Origin of the sequence: Streptomyces sp. NPDC046859 (genome assembly GCF_040645135.1) — a bacterium.
Taxonomy (GTDB): Bacteria; Actinomycetota; Actinomycetes; order Streptomycetales; family Streptomycetaceae; genus Streptomyces.
In genome coordinates this window covers 11,941-31,239 of record NZ_JBEYXR010000008.1, presented here as the reverse complement: position 1 = coordinate 31,239, position 19,299 = coordinate 11,941, and the positions used below count along the sequence as shown (strand labels likewise).

Below are 19,299 nucleotides of genomic sequence, written 5' to 3'. Positions count from 1 at the left end.
GCGATTAACGATGTTCGAGAGGTTCACCGACCGCGCGCGGCGGGTTGTCGTCCTGGCTCAGGAAGAAGCCCGGATGCTCAACCACAACTACATCGGCACCGAGCACATCCTCCTGGGCCTGATCCATGAGGGTGAGGGTGTCGCCGCCAAGGCCCTTGAGAGCCTCGGGATTTCGCTCGAGGCGGTCCGCCAGCAGGTGGAGGAGATCATCGGTCAGGGCCAGCAGGCCCCGTCCGGGCACATCCCCTTCACCCCCCGTGCCAAGAAGGTCCTGGAGCTGTCGCTCCGCGAGGCCCTTCAGCTGGGCCACAACTACATCGGCACGGAGCACATCCTGCTCGGCCTGATCCGTGAGGGCGAGGGCGTCGCCGCCCAGGTCCTGGTCAAGCTGGGCGCTGATCTGAACCGCGTGCGGCAGCAGGTGATCCAGCTGCTCTCCGGTTACCAGGGCAAGGAGACCGCCGCCGCCGGCGGGCCTGCCGAGGGCACCCCCTCGACGTCCCTGGTCCTCGACCAGTTCGGCCGGAACCTCACCCAGGCCGCTCGTGAGTCCAAGCTCGACCCGGTCATCGGGCGCGAGAAGGAGATCGAGCGGGTCATGCAGGTGCTGTCCCGCCGTACCAAGAACAACCCGGTCCTGATCGGTGAGCCCGGCGTCGGCAAGACCGCCGTCGTCGAGGGCCTCGCCCAGGCCATCGTCAAGGGCGAGGTGCCCGAGACCCTCAAGGACAAGCACCTCTACACCCTGGACCTCGGCGCGCTGGTCGCCGGCTCCCGCTACCGCGGTGACTTCGAGGAGCGCCTGAAGAAGGTCCTCAAGGAGATCCGCACCCGCGGCGACATCATCCTGTTCATCGACGAGCTCCACACGCTGGTCGGTGCGGGTGCCGCCGAGGGCGCCATCGACGCCGCTTCGATCCTGAAGCCGATGCTGGCCCGCGGTGAGCTGCAGACCATCGGTGCGACCACCCTGGACGAGTACCGCAAGCACCTGGAGAAGGACGCGGCCCTCGAGCGCCGCTTCCAGCCCATCCAGGTCGCGGAGCCGTCCCTGCCGCACACGATCGAGATCCTCAAGGGTCTGCGCGACCGGTACGAGGCCCACCACCGGGTCTCCATCACGGACGAGGCGCTGGTCCAGGCCGCCACCCTGGCCGACCGGTACATCTCGGACCGCTTCCTGCCGGACAAGGCGATCGACCTGATCGACGAGGCCGGTTCCCGGATGCGCATCCGCCGGATGACCGCGCCGCCGGACCTGCGCGAGTTCGACGAGAAGATCGCCGGTGTCCGCCGGGACAAGGAGTCCGCGATCGACTCGCAGGACTTCGAGAAGGCCGCCTCCCTGCGCGACAAGGAGAAGCAGCTCCTCGCCGCCAAGGCCAAGCGGGAGAAGGAGTGGAAGGCCGGCGACATGGACGTCGTCGCCGAGGTCGACGGCGAGCTGATCGCCGAGGTCCTCGCGACCGCCACCGGCATCCCGGTCTTCAAGCTGACCGAGGAGGAGTCCTCCCGCCTGCTGCGCATGGAGGACGAGCTCCACAAGCGGGTCATCGGCCAGGTCGACGCCGTCAAGGCGCTGTCGAAGGCGATCCGCCGTACGCGTGCCGGTCTGAAGGACCCGAAGCGTCCCGGTGGCTCGTTCATCTTCGCCGGCCCCTCCGGTGTCGGTAAGACCGAGCTGTCCAAGGCGCTCGCCGAGTTCCTCTTCGGCGACGAGGACGCGCTGATCTCCCTCGACATGTCGGAGTTCAGCGAGAAGCACACGGTCTCGCGGCTCTTCGGTTCGCCTCCCGGCTACGTGGGCTACGAAGAGGGCGGCCAGCTGACCGAGAAGGTCCGCCGCAAGCCGTTCTCCGTGGTCCTCTTCGACGAGGTCGAGAAGGCCCACCCGGACATCTTCAACTCGCTGTTGCAGATCCTGGAGGACGGTCGCCTGACCGACTCCCAGGGCCGGGTCGTGGACTTCAAGAACACGGTCATCATCATGACGACCAACCTCGGCACCCGGGACATCTCCAAGGGCTTCAACCTGGGCTTCGCGGCCTCGGGCGACACGAAGACCAACTACGAGCGCATGAAGAACAAGGTGTCGGACGAGCTCAAGCAGCACTTCCGCCCCGAGTTCCTCAACCGCGTCGACGACGTGGTCGTCTTCCCGCAGCTCACGCAGGAGGACATCCTGCGGATCGTCGACCTGATGATCGGCAAGGTGGACGAGCGCCTGAAGGACCGGGACATGGGCATCGAGCTCTCCCAGTCCGCCAAGGAGCTGCTGTCCAAGAAGGGTTACGACCCCGTGCTGGGCGCCCGGCCGCTGCGCCGGACCATCCAGCGCGAGATCGAGGACTCCCTGTCGGAGAAGATCCTCTTCGGCGAGCTGCGCCCCGGCCACATCGTGGTCGTGGACACCGAGGGCGAGGGTGAGAGCAAGACCTTCACCTTCCGCGGCGAGGAGAAGTCGGCCCTGCCGGACGTCCCGCCGATCGAGCAGGCCGCCGGTGGGACGGGCCCGAACCTGAGCAAGGAGGCGTAAGCCTCACGACCCACCCGAAGGGGCCGGTGCCGACCAGCACCGGCCCCTTCGGCGTGCCCGGGCGGCTTCCTACGACAGCTGTCCGTCGTAGTCGGGGAGCTTGTACGTCTTCTCGGCGTGGCCGCCCGAGAGGTCGGTGGCGCTGTTGCCGATGTTCGCGATGATCGTGTAGCCGCGCTTCTCGATGTCGACGCGCTGGGCCGTCTTGTAGTCGGCGACGTTCTTGAACAGGTCGAGGAACCCGCGCACATACAGGCCCGAGACCTCGTAGCCGACGTGCTCGAGGTTGAAGTCGGTGACCCCGGCGATGATGCCCGGGCGGGCCGTCACGAAGAACAGGGCGACACCGTGGTCCTGGGCGTACCGGGCGACCCGCAGGGCGGGTCCGTTGGCCGGCTGCGGGAAGCTGAAGCCGAAGTCCGTCTCCAGGGTCGTGTTGTCGATGTCGAACACGATCGCCTGCCGCTCACCGGGCCGGGCGGCGGCGATCCGCTGCTTCAGCTCCGGCAGGGCCCGGTCCATCACCGCTTGGCAGTCCCGTTGCCAGGTGGCGTAGTCGACGTCCGCGGCGGCCGTCACGGCGGTCGTGGCGGCCGCGGACGTCGTCGCGGGCGCCGCCGCTTCGGCGGGTACCGCGAGGGCCACGAGGGCGGCGGCGGAGGTGGTTCCGACCGCGATACGGCGCGCCCAGGGGCGAAGCGTCATGTGGGGGGTCCTCTCACGTCATGTGCGCTGACTTGTCGCGTGCATGGTCGTGGAACGTAGTGACGCGCGGGAATCCCGCGGGTTACCGGACGGTAGCCGACAGAGAGGCGTGGCTCACATAGGCGGGCGCGAATTTGTTACCGAAAGGCCCGTGCATTCACGTAGCGCAGGTCACATTCCGGGGTTCCGGAGAGGGCGGGGCCGGTGACATGGGGCACAGGAGCTACGTCACTTACTAACGGAAATAGTGAACACCCCGGCGGGACAAAACGGGCATTACACCCCTCGCGAGTCCATGCCGCAAGCCTTGTGACCTGGTTCGTCCGTATTGAGAACTCTGCCAAGATTCATTGATTTTTACGCTGGAGTACTAGAGTCCGTCGTAGATAAGGGGTTTTGTTCCAGGGTGGGAGTGGGGTTACCAAGGGATGGCGCCATCCGGTGCGGCTCACGCGCCGAATGGCCTTTCCTGTCGTCTTCCCCATGAGGTTTCGAATGTCCCCGCGCTTTTCTCTCCGTTCGCCCCGTACGTCCGCGTTCCGCACCCGTGCAGCTGTGCTGGCCGCCGGCCTGGGGGCCTCGGTCGTGCTGGGCGCCGGAGGCGCGGTCGCTGCCGAGATGAACTCGGGCACCGGTGCCACCGCCGCCGTCACGGCGCAGAGCGCCGCCGCCAAGAAGGCCATGGCCTGGGTGGCCCCGGTGAAGAAGTACACGAAGTCCGCCTCGTTCATGCAGAACGGCGCCCGCTGGGCCCACAAGCACAGCGGCCAGGACTTCGCGGTGCCCAGCGGCACCCAGGTCGTGGCCGCGCACGGCGGCACCGTCGTGAAGGCCGGCGGCAACGGCGCCGGTGACGGTCCGGCGTACGGCAACGCCATCGTGATCAAGCACGGCAACGGCACGTACTCCCAGTACGCCCACCTGTCGCGCATCGAGGTGCGGATCGGCCAGGTCGTCAAGACCGGCCAGGAGATAGCCAAGTCCGGCAACACCGGTAACTCCAGCGGTCCCCACCTGCACTTCGAGATCCGCAAGACCCCCAACTACGGCTCCGCGATCGACCCGATGTCCTTCCTGCGGGCCAAGGGTGTGAAGGTCTGACCTACCGGGACGTCCGGGCGCCCTGATGCGCCTGGGTGACCAGATCGATGGCGACCTCGAGGACGGCTTCCCGCTTGTCCTCGGGGTCGCCTTCGAGGTCTCTGAGTACGAACATCCCGGCGTGCAGCGTGAACAGCGCGCTGACGCAGCGCACCTGGTCGACCAGCTCGGAGTCCGGATCGATGATGATGGCCCGCATGCCGAGCATGCGGGACTTGAACATCTCGCCGATGCTCAGCTCGCGGACCGTCGCCTGGTTCTCCTGCATGAAGCGGAAGAGCGGGGCCGCGTCGGTCAGGGTCTGGCTGTAGCGGCGGACGATCTCCTGCTTCGTGTCCAGGGTGTGCGGCTGCCGCCGGCCCCACTCGATGAGCTCCTCGATCGGCTTCGTCAGATCCTCGAAGAGGCTGACGATGATCTCTTCCTTGGTCTTGAAGTGGTAGTAGAGCGCGGCCTTGGTGACGTCCAGACGCTCGGCGATCTCCCGCAGCGAGGTCTTCTCGTATCCCTGCTCGGCGAAGAGCTCCAGGGCCACGTCCTGGATGCGCTGGCGGGTGTTCCCGCGGCGCCGCTGTTTGGTGCCGTCCATGGTGCCACCCATCCTCGTACTCCTCGGCCCTCAGGAAAACTTACTTGACGCCCGGCTAGTTCACTGTCTAATTTCCTCCCTGAGTGTAGACAACTAGCCGGGCGGCAAGTAAGTACCTGGGGGAGTGGGGATCATGGCCGAGACACTGACGGTGGACACCGGACCGGCGGGTCAGGAGGACCAGGCCGGCAAACAGCCGAGGAGCGTGCGCGTCGTCCTCCTCGCATTGATGGTCACGATGATGCTGGCCATGCTCGACAACATGATCATCGGTACCGCGATGCCGACGATCGTGGGCGAGCTCGGCGGTCTGGAACATCTGTCGTGGGTCGTGACGGCGTACACGCTGGCCACCGCCGCCTCCACCCCGCTGTGGGGCAAGCTCGGCGACATGTACGGGCGCAAGGGCGTCTTCATGGCGTCGATCGTGCTGTTCCTCGTCGGCTCCGCCCTCAGCGGCATGGCCCAGGACATGGGCCAGCTCATCGGCTTCCGGGCCGTGCAGGGCCTCGGCGCCGGCGGTCTGATGGTCGGGGTCATGGCGATCATCGGCGACCTGATCCCGCCGCGGGAGCGCGGCAAGTACCAGGGCATGATGGCCGGCGTCATGGCGCTGGCGATGATCGGCGGCCCGCTCGTCGGCGGCACCATCACCGACCACTGGGGCTGGCGCTGGGCCTTCTACATCAACCTGCCCCTCGGCGTCGTGGCGCTCGCCGCGATCAGCGTCGTGCTCCACCTGCCGAGGAAGCGGGCGCAGGCGCGCATCGACTACCTGGGCGCGGGGCTGCTGACCGTGGGCATCACCGCGATCGTGCTGGTGACCACGTGGGGCGGCACCGAGTACGCCTGGACCTCCGCGATGATCATGGAGCTCGTCGCGATCGGCGTCGTCGCGCTCGTCGGGTTCGTGTTCTGGCAGACCAAGGCCGCCGAGCCGGTCGTGCCGCTGCACATCTTCCGCAGCCGGAACTTCACCCTGATGTCCGTGATCGGCTTCATCACCGGCTTCGTGATGTTCGGCGCCACGCTGTTCCTGCCGCTGTACCAGCAGTCCGTGCAGGGCGCCTCGGCCACCAACTCCGGTCTGCTGCTGCTCCCGATGCTCGGGGCGATGCTCGTCACCTCGATGGTCGCCGGCCGGGTGACCACGAACACCGGGCGCTACAAGCTCTTCCCGGTCGTCGGCAGCGCGCTGATGGTCGTCGGCCTCTACCTGCTGTCGACCATGGACACCGGGACCAGCCGGTTCACGTCCGGCGTGTTCATGGCGGTCGTCGGCTTCGGCATGGGCTGTCTGATGCAGATCACCATGCTCGTCGCGCAGAACAGCGTCGAGATGAAGGACATGGGCGTCGCCTCCTCCTCCACCACGCTCTTCCGTACGCTCGGCTCCTCCTTCGGCGTCGCGATCATGGGCGCGCTGTTCAACAACCGGGTGCAGGACGTCATGTCCGAGCGGGCCGGTGCCCTGGGCACGAAGATCACCGAGCAGTCGGCGCAGCTGGACGCGGCCAGCCTCGCGAAGCTCCCGGAGGCGGCCCGTGAGGCGTACCAGCACGCGGTGTCGTCCGGGACGCACTCCGCGTTCCTGCTGGGCGCCGTGGTCGCCGTGCTGTCGCTGGTGACGGCCGTGTTCGTGAAGGAGGTCCCGCTCAAGGGGACCGGGCCCGAGGCGGGGCCCACGAAGTAGGCACCCCGCCGGACCACGCGAGGGCCCCCGTACGGACGCCGTACGGGGGCCCTCGCGCGTGGCCTCAGGGGAGCAGGGGATAGCTGCCCGTGCTCGTCGGCGCGTGCTCCGGCAGCCACAGGACCGCCACCGCGCCCTCGGCCGGCACGTGGTCCGGGGAGCCCGCCGGGCGGACGTTGCGGAACGTCAGCCGGGCGCCCAGCACCCTGGCCTGGCCCGCCGCGATCGTCAGACCCAGACCGTGGCCGTGCCCGGCGCGGTCGCTGCTGCCCGTGCGGAAACGGCTGGGGCCGTCGGCGAGCAGGTGGTCGGGGAAACCGGGGCCGTGGTCGCGCACCCGGACGACCCGGCCCTCCACGGTGACCTCGACGGGCGGCCTGCCGTGTCGCGCGGCGTTCGCCAGCAGGTTGAACAGCACGCGTTCCAGCCGCCGCGGGTCCGTCGTGACCTCCGACTCGTGCACGACCCGCACCTCGATCGCGGGGTCCTTCACCGCGACCCGGCGGACGACGAACTCGCCCAGCAGGATGTCCTGCAGCTCGGCCCGCTCCGAGGCGCTGTCCAGCCGCGCCACCTCCAGGACGTCCTCGACCAGCGTGCGCATGGCCTTCGCCCGGTCCAGGACCAGCTCCGTCGGCCGCCCGGGCGGCAGCAGCTCGGCCGCCGTCAGCAGCCCGGTCACCGGCGTGCGCAGTTCGTGCGCGATGTCGGCGGTGACCCGGCGCTCCGCCTCCAGCCGCTGCTGGAGCGCGTCCGCCATGGCGTCCACCGCACTCGCGAGATCGTCGGTCTCGTCCCGTACGACACCCCCGATGGCGTCCCGCACCCGGACGTCCGGCTCGCCGCTCGCGACCCGGTTGGCCGCGGCCGCCGCCTTGCGCAGCCGGCGTGACAGCTGCCCGCCGATGAGCACCCCGAGCGCGCTCCCGCCGAGCACCACCGCGATACAGCCGATGATCATGGCCTGGTCGAGCCGGTTGAGGATCTGCTCGCTGCGGTCGGTCCAGCCGGTCCGCAGCGACAGCACATGCCCGTTGCTCAGCGGGACGGCCGCCCAGATGTCGGGCGCGCCACCGGCGGTCTCCGTGACGTAGGTCGCCCGCCGGCCCTCCTCGACCTTGTCGCGCAGCGCGGCGGGCAGCTCGGGATCGTCGATCGTGGCGTTGGGGAAGTTCGGCCGCTTCGACTGCTCGAAGCTGCGCTGGGCGATCTGCACCCGCTCGTCCGCGACGTCACGCGCGCTGTCCAGCATCGAGACCCGGGCCTGGTTGTGCACGACCAGGCTGAGCACGACCGCGACGAGCGCGCCGACCAGCGCGATCGCCGCGCTCAGCTTCCAGCGCAGGCCCGTGCGGATCGCCACCCGGCCCCGCAGACCGGCGAAGCGCCCCCGCGTACGACCCCTCATGAGCGCACCCCCAGGCCGGTCCAGGTCCATGGCACCGCCGGCGCCCGGGCCCCCGCCCGTGGCCGGCTCGGTGAGCCCGGCGCTCCCCGCGCCCGGCGCGGCCGTACGTCCGAACAACCCCCGCATGCCGCCCCGCTCAGGCCTTCAACTTGTAGCCGAAGCCACGGACCGTCTCGACCCGGTCCTGGCCGATCTTCTGGCGCAGCCGCTGCACATGGACGTCCACGACCCGGGTGTCGCCGCCCCAGCCGTAGTCCCACACGCGCTCCAGCAGCTTGTCGCGGGACAGCACGGTCCCGGGGGCGGAGGAGAACTCCAGCAGCAGCCGCATCTCGGTCGGCGTGAGCGCCACCGGCTCCCCGGCCCGGCGCACCTCCATGCCCTCGGTGTCGACCTCCAGGTCCCCGAAGGTCAGCAGCCCGCCGGCGGCCCCGTCCCCGCCGTCCTCCCCCCGGTCGTGGCCGCTCGCGTGCCCGAAGCGGCGCAGCACCGCCCGGATGCGCGCGACCAGGACGGCACCGTCGAAGGGCTTGGTGACGTAGTCGTCGGCGCCCGCCTCCAGGCCCAGCACCACGTCGATGGAGTCCGCGCGGGCCGACAGCATGATCACCGGAACGGTCGACTCGTCCCGGATACGGCGGCACAGGCTCACGCCGTCCAGGCCCGGGACCATGACGTCCAGGAGCGCGATGTCGGGCCGGTCGGCCCGGAACGCCTCCAGCCCCGACAGCCCGTCGGGCATGGCCGTGACCGCGAAGCCGTCCCGTTCCAGGGCGAGCTGGGTGGCCTCACGGATGACGTCGTCGTCCTCGACGAACAGGACGTGGGTCTGCTCTGCCATCCAGGTGCTCTCAGTCCTCGTGTGCGGTCAGGGGTGCGTCGGACGTGCTCACTTCACAGACGCGTGGACCCGGCGAAGCGTTCACCGCCGTGGGCGGCGCCACTCAGCCGGCCGGCGCGGGCGTGTCCTGGCCGTCGTCCAGGGTGCCGTAGTCGGTGTGCGTGCTGTACTCCCGCACGAACCGGCCGGCCGTCCACCGGTACGACACGACGTTCTCGCTCGACGGGTTCGACAGCGCGTCGTCCTTGGCGTACACCTGCTCGGTCACCACCAGGTAGCCCCGGTCGATCTCGGCGTAGACGGGAGGCTCCTCGGCCTTGAAGACGTTGCGGTACGCGCCGCCGCGCTCCCGGTACACGTACGAGGCGACCCCGACCGCGTCCCCGCAGGACAGGACGTTGACCACGATGTCGTCGGACGGCCCTCCGGTGAGTTCACCGTACGACACGTCCACCGGGTACTCGTCGGACACACACGGCTTCAGCTCCCGCTTGACCTGCCCGGAGACCTCGGGGTCCGCCTTGACCAGCCGGACGGCCGTGCGCCGGTCCGGGACCGGTGTGGGGGTGGCGGAGGCGAGCTCCGGTGAGGTGCGGGCCGAACTGCCCACGGTCTCCGCGTGCGCCGGGCCCTCGTCCCGGGCGCCGGTGCCGCCGGTGGCGCAGGCGGAGGCGAAAAGGGCGAGGGCGACGACCACGGCCACCGCCGTGAACGCCGCCTGAAGGTTCCCCCGGACCGCCGGTTCGCCGTCCTCGGCGTCTGGCTCGGTGCCGGGACCGCCGTCGTCCGAGCGCCCGGTGCCGCCCGTCGTCGTGCCTAGGCCGCGCAACGCTCCCGCTCCTCACGCTCCAGCGCGCGTGCGTCCAGATCGCGGTTCTCCAGCTCCTCGCGGAGCCGGGCGAGCGCCCGGTGCAGCGTGCTCTTGACCGTTCCCGCCGACATGCCGAGGGCGGCGGCCGTCTCCTCCGTGGACATCTGCTCCCAGTGTCGCAGGACCACGACACTGCGTTGCTTGGGAGCGAGAACCTTCATGATGTCCATCAGCAGGGCGCGGTCCGCGTGCTGCTCGGTGGCGTCGTCGACCGAGGCGTCGGGCAGCTGTTCGGTGGGGACCTCCTCCAGCTTGCGCGCACGCCACCACTCGGTACGGGTGTTGATCATCACGCGGCGCAGGTAGGCGTCGGCGAGGCGCTTGTCCGCGATGCCGTCCCAGCGGTGGTACGTGCGCACCAGCGCGGTCTGCAGCAGGTCCTGGGCGTCGACCGGGTCCGGGACCAGCCGGCGTGCGCTGCGCAGCAGCGCGTCCTGCCGCGTACGGACGTACTCCTCGAACTCGAGCACCTCTCCCTGCGCCATGCTGACCGCCTCCTGATTCCCCGTCACCGGCGGCCTGTTCGCCGTCGGTCTTCCTGCCTGTGCTTCGTGGTCGTCCCCGTCCGCCGGGTACGGGAAAGAAGCTACGGAGGCGTTGTCACGGGGCTGTCCGAGGCAGCCTGCGGGGAACGCTCGGCTGTCCGTCGGTTGTGTAACGGAAGCAGGAAACGGGCGAAACGACCGGGATGGTTGGACATCTTATGTGGCGATATGCCCGAGTGTGGACTGAGAAACGGCTGTGAAGTACGGGGCACGGGGGCCCGGTTCCTGTGACAGGGACCGGGCCTCCCGCCGGCCGTCAGCTCGCCGGCAGCCGGTACATCCCGTCCGGCAGCGGCTCCACCAGACCGTCCGCGACCAGACCGTCCAAGGCGCGGGCCCGCTGCACCGGTTCGTGCCACACCCGGTCGAGCGCGGCCTGCGGGACGGGCGCGTGCGCGTCCCGCAGCACGGCGAGCAGCTTGCCGCGCACCTGCCGGTCGGTCCCGGCGTACGTCTGACCCCGGCGCGGCGGACCCTCGTGCTCCGGCTTGCCCGCCAGCTGCCACGCGCACTGCGCGGCGATCGGGCAGCGGTGGCACGCCTCGTTCTTCGCCGTGCACACCAGCGCGCCGAGCTCCATCGACGCGGCCGCCCACCGCGAGGCGGTGCGCTCGTCCTCGGGGAGCAGCGCGCGGGCGAGTTTGCGCTCCGCGGCGGTCGTGGCGTTCGGCGGGTACTGCACGCCGGTCACGGCGCGGGCGATCACCCGGCGGACGTTGGTGTCCAGGACGGCGTGCCGCTGCCCGTAGGCGAAGGACGCGACCGCCGCCGCCGTGTACTCCCCGATGCCGGGCAGCGCCAGGAGCTGGGCGTGGTCGGTCGGTACGTCGCCGCCGTGCCGTTCCGCTATGGCGACGGCGGCACCGTGCAGCCGCAGCGCGCGGCGCGGGTAGCCGAGGCGGCCCCAGGCGCGGACCGCCTCGCCGGGAGTGTCCTTGGCGAGGTCGGCGGGGCGGGGCCAGCGGGCCAGCCACTGCTCGTAGACGGGCAGGACGCGGCTGACCGGTGTCTGCTGGAGCATGAACTCACTGACCATCACGCCCCAGGGGCCGGCGTCGGGGCGCCGCCAGGGGAGGTCGCGTGCGTTCTCCTCGAACCAGTCGATGACGGCGCCGTGCAGCGGCTGACCCTGGGGGCCGTCGGAACGGGGCGCGGCGGAGTGGCTGTGCGGGGGTTTCGTGGGCGCAGTCATGGCCTTCCGATCCTGCCATGCCGGGGGCGGCGGGAAGGGGAGGCGGCGGTCTCGGTGCGTTTCCCGCCGGTCGCGGGCTGTGCCGCGGCCCGTGCCCCGGGCCGTGAAGTGCCGCTCGGGTCCGACCAGTTCGACCGCGCAGGGCCGCCGCGGGGGGTCTCCGGGATGATGATCCGGAAAAGTTGTCGCCTCGGCGGCGGGTGACGCCAGGTCGGGCACCGATCTCTCGTACAGTTTGAGCCGTGGGATCTCTGCGCAATCCGGTCGGGCCGCTTCCCTCCTCCATCTACTGGCGACGGAGGGCCGTCATGCTGTCCGTGCTCGCCCTGTTGGCCCTCCTGGTCACCTGGGTGGTCACCTCGGGCGGTGGCGGCGGCAAGAACGGCGCCGACGGATCCGACGGCAAGAACCCCTCGCCCTCGACGATCACTCCGGGTCCGTCGGGCTCGGGTCCCGCCATCAGCCAGGCGCCGGGCGGACGCGACGAGTCGACCGGCGGCGGGGACTCCGGCGGATCGGGTTCGGACGACGGCTCCGGGTCGGGCTCCGGCGGCGGCGAGGGCGGGAGTTCCGGCGGTGAGGCCGGCTCCGGCGGCGGTTCCGCGGTCGGCGGCCCGGGCACCGCGGTCGGCGCGGGCGACACGGTCGCCGAGGGGTCCTCGCTGCCCAACTGCGTGGCCGGACAGGTGAAGTTGACGCTGCGCAGCCTGCGCAACTCCTACGCCCCCGGCCGGCAGCCCACGTTGCGGCTGACGGCGGCGAACTCCTCCGGCTACGACTGCAAGATCGATCTGGGCCCGAAGAACGCCGTGACGACCATCACGCAGGCCGGAGCCGACGACGACATCTGGTCCTCCGCCGACTGCCCCAAGGGCGCCGGCAACCTGCAGTTCCGGGTGCCCGCCGGGGCGAGCATCACGTACACCGTGAAGTGGGACCGCAAGGCGAGCGCGCCGCAGTGCGCGACCCCGAAGGCCGGCGCGGCCAAGGCCGGGACCTACCTGGTGGAGACGAAGACGCCGGGCTTCGGCACGGTGCAGACGTCCTTCGTGCTGGACAAGGACTAGAGGGATTCCTGCCGATCGTGCCGGGCTCCCGGCGTGAGCGACACGACACTCGACGCGACACCCCTGGCGGCCGACCGCAAGGTCTGGTCGGGTCCTAGACGTACCGCTCCAGGATCGAGCTCTCCGCCAGGCGCGACAGGCCCTCGCGGACGCTGCGGGCGCGGGCCTCACCGACACCGTCCACGGTCTGGAGGTCGTCGACGCTGGCGGCCAGCAGCTTCTGCAGGCCGCCGAAGTGCTCCACCAGCCGGTCGATGATGGCGCCCGGCAGCCGCGGCACCTTGGCCAGCAGCCGGAAGCCGCGCGGCGAGACCGCCGAGTCCAGCGCCTCCGGGGAGCCGGTGTACCCCAACGCCTTGGCCACCGTGGGCATTTCGAGGAGCTCGGCGTGGGACAGGGCGTCCAGTTCGTAGAGCGCCTCGTCGACCGTGCGGGAGCGCTTGGCGGTGGGCTCGGGGACGTAGTCGCGCACCACGAGCTCCCGCTCGGGCTCCACACCGGCGATCAACTCGTCCAGCTGGAGCGCCAGGAGCCGGCCGTCGGTGCCCAGCTCCACCACGTACTCGGCGATCTCCGTCGCGATGCGCCGGACCATCTCCAGGCGCTGGGCGACCGCCGAGACGTCCCGGACCGTCACCAGGTCCTCGATCTCCAGCGCCGACAGCGTGCCCGCGACCTCGTCCAGGCGGAGCTTGTAGCGCTCCAGGGTCGCCAGCGCCTGGTTGGCGCGGGACAAGATCGCCGCCGAGTCCTCCAGGACGCGGCGCTGACCGTCCACGTACAGCGCGACCAGCCGCATCGACTGGGAGACCGAGACGACGGGGAAGCCGACCTGCTTGCTGACCCGGTCCGCCGTGCGGTGCCGGGTGCCCGTCTCCTCCGTGGGGATCGTCGGGTCCGGGACCAGCTGGACGCCGGCCCGCAGGATCTTCGACAGGTCGGACGAGAGCACGATGCCGCCGTCGAGCTTGCACAGCTCACGCAGACGCGTCGCCGTGAACTCGACATCCAGGACGAATCCACCCGTGCACATCGCCTCGACGGTCTTGTCGGAGCCGAGGACGATGAGTCCGCCCGTGTTGCCGCGGAGGATCCGCTCCAAGCCGTCGCGAAGCGCCGTGCCCGGTGCCACGGCGCTCAGTGAGGCGCGCATCAGGCCATCGGCACCGGAGCTCCCACCGGCCTTTCCGGGAGCTGCTGCCCGGTCGTTGGCTGCCACTGCACTCCTCCGGTCGCAGGTTCCAAGGCGCTCCCGTTTCGCACACTCGGTTCGTACGGACGGGCGAGACCTGGGCAAAGTCTACCGGCGGTCCTCGTCGTCCCGTGGGGCCTCTCGCCGACGCGAGCGCGGAAGGACCCTGAGGGCGTCCCCCATGTCGGCCACTTCCAGCACCTTCATGCCCGACGGGACTTTCCCGGGGTCGCCCGGCACGAGGGCGTGCGTGAAGCCCAGACGGTGCGCCTCGGCCAGCCTGCGCTGCACGCCCGTGACCCGTCTGACCTCGCCCGCGAGGCCCACCTCGCCGATCGCGACGAGATTCTTGGGGAGAGGTGTGTCACTCGCGGCGGAGGCCAGCGCGAGGGCCACCGCGAGATCGGCCGCGGGCTCGGAGAGCTTCACTCCGCCCACCGTCGCGGTGTAGATGTCCCGCTTGCCGAGCGCGCTGATCCGGCCGCGCTGCTCCAGCACGGCGAGCATCATCGACACCCGAGAGGTCTCCAGCCCGGACGTCGTACGCCGGGGCGAGGGGATCTGGGAGTCGACGGTGAGCGCCTGGACCTCGGCGACCAGGGGGCGGCGGCCCTCCAGGGTGACCGTCAGGCAGGTGCCCGGTACCGGCTCGTCACGGCGGGTCAGGAAGAGGCCGCTCGGGTCGGTCAGGCCCGTGATGCCGTCGTCGTGCAGCTCGAAGCAGCCGACCTCGTCGGTCGCCCCGTAGCGGTTCTTGACGCCTCGGACGAGCCGCAGACGCGCGTGCCGGTCGCCCTCGAAGTGCAGCACCACGTCGACCAGGTGCTCCAGGAGGCGGGGCCCGGCGATGGCGCCGTCCTTGGTGACGTGTCCCACGAGCAGCGTCGACATGCCGCGCTCCTTGGAGGCGCGGATCAGGGCCCCGGCCACCTCGCGGACCTGGGCCATGCCGCCGGGGGCGCCGTCGATCTCCGGGGAGGCCACCGTCTGCACGGAGTCGAGGATGAGCAGGGAGGGCTTCACCGCGTCCAAGTGGCCGAGCACGGCCGCCAGATCGGTCTCGGCCGCGAGGTACAGGTGCTCGTCGAGGGCGCCGATGCGGTCGGCGCGCAGCCGCACCTGGCTCGCGGACTCCTCGCCGGTGACATAGAGGGTGCGGTGCTCGTCGCTCGCGGACTTGGCGGCGACGTCCAGCAGCAGCGTGGACTTGCCGACGCCGGGCTCGCCCGCGAGGAGGACGACCGCGCCGGGCACCAGGCCGCCGCCGAGCACCCGGTCCAGCTCGGGCACGCCGGTGCTGCGGGCGGTCGCCGTGCGGCCGTCGACCTGGCCGATCGGCAGGGCGGAGCTGGTGACCCGGCCGGGGGCCGTGGTGCGGACCGCGGGCGCGCCGTACTCCTCGACCGTCCCCCACGCCTGGCACTCGGGGCAGCGGCCGAGCCACTTGGCCGTCTGCCAGCCGCACTCGGTGCAGCGGTAGGACGGGCGGTCCTTGGTGGACTTGGTACGGGCAGCCATGCGAAGAACCGTAGCCGAGGCCACTGACAACGCCCCGCCCGCCGGACGGCTCGGCATGCACAGGACATGGAATCCCGGGCTCCTGTACCCCATTGAGGGATCGTTTCACCCGTATGGATTAAAAGTGCTCAAGCAGGGAGAAGGCGCCGGCGCCGGCCGCCTACGGTCCCCCAATGATGAGCAGCAGTCCGGAGACCCCGACCCGCACCACCGGCGCGCACAGGGCGCATCGTGAGGCGCGTGATCGTGCGGCGGCGCGAACGGTGGCGCAGCACCCGTCCGCGCGCTACGAGCCGTATCTGGACGGGTTGTTCACCTACTGCCTGTCCGTGCTGTGCGACCACGACGCCGCGACCGCCGCCCTCGCCGACGTCCTCGCGCTCGCCGACCGCCGCGGCCGGCGGATGCCGGCCGGCGCCGCCGACCGCCGGCCCTGGCTGTACGCGGTGGCCCGCTGGGCGTGCCTGCGCAAGCTGGCCGAGGCCAAGCAGAAACGTCAGGGCAGCCACGCGGCGGGTCGGCACGGCACCCACCGGCAGACCGGGCCCGAGCCGGGCCCGTCCGTCCCCGAGGACGTCCAGGAGCAGCGGAGCCGCGAACTCGCCCTGCTGGCCTGGCCGGAAGCCGCCGGCACCACCCCGGAGCAGCGCGAGGCCCTGGAACTCGCCGTGCGCCACCACCTCGCCGCCCACGAGGTCGCCGCCGTCCTCGGCCTCGGTCTCGCCGCCGCCCGAGAACTGCTCGCCTCCGCCGCCTGCGAGGTGGAACGCACCCGCGCGGCCCTCGCCGTCGTCGAGACCGGCACCTGCCCGGGCGTCGCCCGGCTCACCGGCGACCGCCAGCTCGTCCTCGGCACCGCCCTGCGCCGCGAACTCGTCCGGCACGTCGACGACTGTCCGCGCTGCCGCCGCACCGCCGAGCGCGCCGTCCCCGGCCGGTGGCCCGGCGCCGCCGTCACCCCCGCGGAACTGCCCGTCCTGCCCGCTCCGCGCGCGGCCCTGCACATGGCGCTCGCGCACTCCCCGCGCGCGCGGAGCGCCGTGACGCCCCGCTTCGACCGGCGCGGCTTCCCGATGGACCCGAAGGACCGCGCCGCCCGCCGGGACCGGCTGCGCTCGCGTGCCGTCACCACGACCGTCGTCGCGACGGTCGTCGCCGCCCCGGTCATCGCCCTGTGGGCCGCCTACCGGGGCACCACGACCGGCGAGTCCGTCGACGGCCACTCGGCCACCGCCGGCGAGGCGCAGGGCCCGGGCGCCCTCGACGGACAGGGCGCGGACGGCGGCTACGAGAACGCCGGCAACGCCAGCCCTCGCCGGGACGACCACTTCGCCGCCGGCGACGACGATCCGGACGTCTCCGTGGAGGTCGTCAGCGTCGGCGGCACGGGCGGCAAGGGGGCCGCCCGGCTGGAGGTGTCGGCGGCCACCAGCGGCGACACCACGCTGGTCACGCTCCGGGCGACGGGCCGCGCGCCGGTGCGCTGGTCCGCGAGCACCTCCGCGTCCTGGCTCTACCTCAGCCGGTCGTCGGGCACGCTCGCCCCCGGCGAGTCGTCGACGGTCAGGGTGTACGTCGACCACCTGCGCGAGCCGTCCGGGTTCTGGAGCGCGCGCCTGGCGATCTCGCCCGCGGGGACCCTCGTCACCATCCAGGGCTACGGCCCCGAGCCGACCCCCTCCCACCCCGGCCGCCCGACCGACCCGGGGACGCCCACCGATCCGCCGCCCTCGTCGTCCGGTCCCGATCCGACGCCGACCACCCCGGCACCGACCGATCCGACGCCCACCGACCCCGGCACCGGCGAGCCGCCTCCCTCGACGGACCCGTCCTCACCCGGCCCGACGGGCCCCTCCGGCCCGACGGACCCCTCCGGCTCGGCGGACTCCACTCCGCCGGCCGACGGGAGCGGCGAGCCGAGCCCGTCGGACTCGTAGGGCGCCGCCGCCGTGGCGCGGCGGCCCGCGGCTAGCCGGCCGGGTCCGCCGGGTGCGGCGCCACCAGCGGGAGCTGCGAGGCCAGCCGCTCCTCGCACAGCTCGACCAGGCGGTCGTAGGCGGCCTTGCCCATCAGCTCGATCAGCTCGGGCCGATAGGACACGTAGACCGGCTCGCCCGCGCCGTGCGCCGAGGTCGCCGAGGTGCACCACCAGTGCAGGTCGTGGCCGCCGGGGCCCCAGCCGCGGCGGTCGTACTCACCGATCGAGATCTGCAGCACGCGCGTGTCGTCGGGCCGGTCGATCCAGTCGTAGGTGCGCCGGACCGGCAGCTGCCAGCAGACGTCCGGCTTGGTCTCCAGCGGCTCGCGGCCCTCCCGCAGGGCGAGGATGTGCAGCGAGCAGCCCGCGCCGCCGGCGAAGCCGGGGCGGTTCTGGAAGATGCACGAACCGTTGAAGGGACGCGTCTGGCGGTCGCCGTCCTCGTCCTCGGACACCCAGCCGTTCCGGGTGCCCTCGTCATGGTGCTGCCAGATGTCCGGAGTGAGTCGCGCCACATGCCCCGCGACCCGCTTCTCGTCGTCCTCGTCGGAGAAGTGGGCGCCCAGCGTGCAGCACCCGTCGTCCGCGCGGCCCGCCTGGATGCCCTGGCAGCCGCTGCCGAAGATGCAGTTCCAGCGAGAGGTCAGCCATGTCAGATCGCAGCGGAACACCTGCTCGTCGTCCGCCGGATCAGGGAACTCCACCCATGCGCGCGCGAAGTCGAGCCCCTTCTCGTCCGCTTCCGGGGCCTTCCTGGGAGGCCTCGCCACCGCGGCTGCCTTCGCCTGCGAAGAAACCCCGGCTGATTTGGCCGTCTTGTCGTCCTTCGCCTTTTTCGTCTTTGGCACGGGTCCAGGGTACGGCGTGCGCACCCGCGGCTTCGAGGACGGAGCGGCGCCCGGCTGGCAGTAGCGTGCCGTACATGAGACTCGGTGTCCTCGATGTGGGTTCCAACACGGTGCATCTGCTGGTGGTGGACGCGCATCCCGGCGCGTGCCCGCTGCCCGCGCACTCGTACAAGGAAGAACTGCGCCTGGCCCAGCTCCTCGACGACAAGGGCGCCATCGGCACCGACGGCGTCGACCGCCTGGTGGGCGTGATCCGCGACGCGCTCCAGGCCGCCGAGGACAAGGGGGTCGAGGAGGTCCTGCCCTTCGCCACCTCGGCCGTGCGCGAGGCCGTCAACGCCGACGAGGTCCTCGCGCGCGTGAGGGCCGAGACCGGCGTCGAGCTCCAGGTCCTCGCCGGGGAGGAGGAGGCCCGGCTGACCTTCCTGGCCGTCCGCCGCTGGTTCGGCTGGTCGGCCGGGAAACTGCTCGTGCTGGACATCGGCGGCGGCTCCCTGGAGATCGCGTACGGCATCGACGAGGAACCGGACGCCGCGGTGTCCCTGCCCCTGGGCGCGGGCCGCCTCACCGCGGGCTGGCTGCCGGGCGACCCGCCGGACCCGGAGGACATACGCGCGCTGCGGCGCCACGCACGGGCCGAGATCGCCCGTACGGTCGGCGAGTTCAGCCGGTTCGGGGCGCCCGACCACGTCGTCGCCACGTCCAAGACGTTCCGCCAGCTGGCCCGTATCGCCGGTGCCGCCCGCTCCGCGGAGGGTCTGTACGTGCAGCGCGAGCTGAAGCGGGAGTCCCTGGAGGCGTGGGTCCCGCGGCTGGCCGGCATGACCGCCGCCCAGCGCGCGGAACTGCCCGGCGTCTCCGACGGCCGCGCGGGACAGCTGCTCGCCGGGGCGCTGGTCGCCGAGGGCGCCATGGACCTGTTCGGCGTGGAGACGCTGGAGATCTGCCCGTGGGCCCTGCGCGAAGGCGTCATCCTGCGCAAGCTGGATCACATGACCCCGTGACGGCGCGCTTCCCGGGTGTGCCGCCGGCGGCGCCCGCGTCCGCCCCGCGCGCTCCGGCGGTCCACCGCACCACCCGCGTGAAGCCCGCCACACCCCCGTCGGGTCGCCGACCGCGCCCCGACCCGTAAACGTCCTGTTCGCACAGGTGGCCGGTTGTGTGCGAAGGCGCCGGGCACATGGTCATCCGTTCCCGCGGGCCGGGGGAGTCCCC

At 71.5% G+C, this 19,299-nt stretch carries 16 protein-coding genes; 6 read left to right on the top strand and 10 right to left on the bottom strand.

Annotated features, from left to right (window positions below; all coding sequences use genetic code 11):
* The first annotated feature begins 10 nt into the window (after window positions 1-10).
* On the top strand, window positions 11-2,536 hold the full coding sequence (locus tag ABZ899_RS14175; RefSeq protein WP_361345301.1) for an ATP-dependent Clp protease ATP-binding subunit: 2,526 nt from the start codon (window positions 11-13) through the stop codon (window positions 2,534-2,536).
* 69 nt (window positions 2,537-2,605) lie between these two features.
* Here the strand turns inward: ABZ899_RS14175 and ABZ899_RS14170 are convergent, their stop codons facing one another.
* Entirely contained in the window at window positions 2,606-3,241 is a 636-nt protein-coding gene (locus tag ABZ899_RS14170) for an HAD family acid phosphatase (protein WP_361345300.1), read from the bottom strand.
* 495 nt (window positions 3,242-3,736) lie between these two features.
* On the opposite strand from ABZ899_RS14170, the gene ABZ899_RS14165 reads away from it, so the two are divergent.
* Entirely contained in the window at window positions 3,737-4,342 is a 606-nt protein-coding gene (locus tag ABZ899_RS14165) for a M23 family metallopeptidase (RefSeq protein WP_361345772.1), read from the top strand.
* Window position 4,343: 1 nt separating this feature from the next.
* Here the strand turns inward: ABZ899_RS14165 and ABZ899_RS14160 are convergent, their stop codons facing one another.
* On the bottom strand, window positions 4,344-4,943 hold the full coding sequence (locus ABZ899_RS14160) for a helix-turn-helix domain-containing protein (protein ID WP_361345298.1): 600 nt from the start codon (window positions 4,941-4,943) through the stop codon (window positions 4,344-4,346).
* A 121-nt stretch (window positions 4,944-5,064) separates the two neighbouring features.
* Between ABZ899_RS14160 and ABZ899_RS14155 the strand changes: the two genes are divergently transcribed.
* Entirely contained in the window at window positions 5,065-6,624 is a 1,560-nt protein-coding gene (locus ABZ899_RS14155) for an MDR family MFS transporter (protein WP_361345296.1), read from the top strand.
* Between the two features lie 64 nt (window positions 6,625-6,688).
* Here the strand turns inward: ABZ899_RS14155 and cseC are convergent, their stop codons facing one another.
* The 5 genes from cseC to ABZ899_RS14130 form a co-directional block, all read right to left on the bottom strand.
* Window positions 6,689-8,158 carry a two-component system sensor histidine kinase CseC gene (gene cseC / locus ABZ899_RS14150; protein WP_361345294.1) on the bottom strand — a complete coding sequence of 490 codons (1,470 nt, stop codon included), beginning with the start codon at window positions 8,156-8,158 and terminating at the stop codon, window positions 6,689-6,691.
* A gap of 10 nt (window positions 8,159-8,168) precedes the next feature.
* Entirely contained in the window at window positions 8,169-8,873 is a 705-nt protein-coding gene (cseB, locus tag ABZ899_RS14145) for a two-component system response regulator CseB (protein ID WP_361345292.1), read from the bottom strand.
* Between the two features lie 103 nt (window positions 8,874-8,976).
* Window positions 8,977-9,576, bottom strand: coding sequence for a hypothetical protein (locus tag ABZ899_RS14140; protein WP_361345770.1), 600 nt, complete (start codon window positions 9,574-9,576; stop codon window positions 8,977-8,979).
* A 113-nt stretch (window positions 9,577-9,689) separates the two neighbouring features.
* Window positions 9,690-10,229 carry a SigE family RNA polymerase sigma factor gene (locus ABZ899_RS14135; RefSeq protein ID WP_055624676.1) on the bottom strand — a complete coding sequence of 180 codons (540 nt, stop codon included), beginning with the start codon at window positions 10,227-10,229 and terminating at the stop codon, window positions 9,690-9,692.
* Between the two features lie 316 nt (window positions 10,230-10,545).
* The gene (locus ABZ899_RS14130) at window positions 10,546-11,481 is read right to left on the bottom strand and encodes an A/G-specific adenine glycosylase (protein ID WP_361345290.1); all 936 of its coding nucleotides are present in this window, start codon (window positions 11,479-11,481) and stop codon (window positions 10,546-10,548) included.
* Between the two features lie 242 nt (window positions 11,482-11,723).
* Between ABZ899_RS14130 and ABZ899_RS14125 the strand changes: the two genes are divergently transcribed.
* On the top strand, window positions 11,724-12,548 hold the full coding sequence (locus ABZ899_RS14125) for a hypothetical protein (protein WP_361345288.1): 825 nt from the start codon (window positions 11,724-11,726) through the stop codon (window positions 12,546-12,548).
* A gap of 94 nt (window positions 12,549-12,642) precedes the next feature.
* Here ABZ899_RS14125 and disA read toward each other — a convergent pair whose 3' ends face one another.
* Together disA and radA are read right to left on the bottom strand one after the other, a co-directional pair.
* On the bottom strand, window positions 12,643-13,767 hold the full coding sequence (gene disA / locus ABZ899_RS14120; protein WP_361345287.1) for a DNA integrity scanning diadenylate cyclase DisA: 1,125 nt from the start codon (window positions 13,765-13,767) through the stop codon (window positions 12,643-12,645).
* An 81-nt stretch (window positions 13,768-13,848) separates the two neighbouring features.
* Window positions 13,849-15,258 (bottom strand): DNA repair protein RadA, encoded by a 1,410-nt coding sequence (radA, locus tag ABZ899_RS14115; protein WP_361345285.1) that lies wholly within the window; start codon window positions 15,256-15,258, stop codon window positions 13,849-13,851.
* A 173-nt stretch (window positions 15,259-15,431) separates the two neighbouring features.
* Between radA and ABZ899_RS14110 the strand changes: the two genes are divergently transcribed.
* Window positions 15,432-17,195: a hypothetical protein gene (locus ABZ899_RS14110; protein ID WP_361345283.1), complete on the top strand. Its 1,764-nt coding sequence runs from the start codon at window positions 15,432-15,434 to the stop codon at window positions 17,193-17,195.
* A gap of 31 nt (window positions 17,196-17,226) precedes the next feature.
* On the opposite strand, the gene ABZ899_RS14105 is transcribed toward ABZ899_RS14110, so the two are convergent.
* Window positions 17,227-18,084: a hypothetical protein gene (locus ABZ899_RS14105; protein WP_361345281.1), complete on the bottom strand. Its 858-nt coding sequence runs from the start codon at window positions 18,082-18,084 to the stop codon at window positions 17,227-17,229.
* Window positions 18,085-18,158: 74 nt separating this feature from the next.
* Between ABZ899_RS14105 and ABZ899_RS14100 the strand changes: the two genes are divergently transcribed.
* Window positions 18,159-19,088, top strand: a complete 930-nt coding sequence (locus tag ABZ899_RS14100; RefSeq protein WP_361345279.1) for a Ppx/GppA phosphatase family protein — start codon at window positions 18,159-18,161, stop codon at window positions 19,086-19,088.
* Window positions 19,089-19,299: the final 211 nt, after the last annotated feature.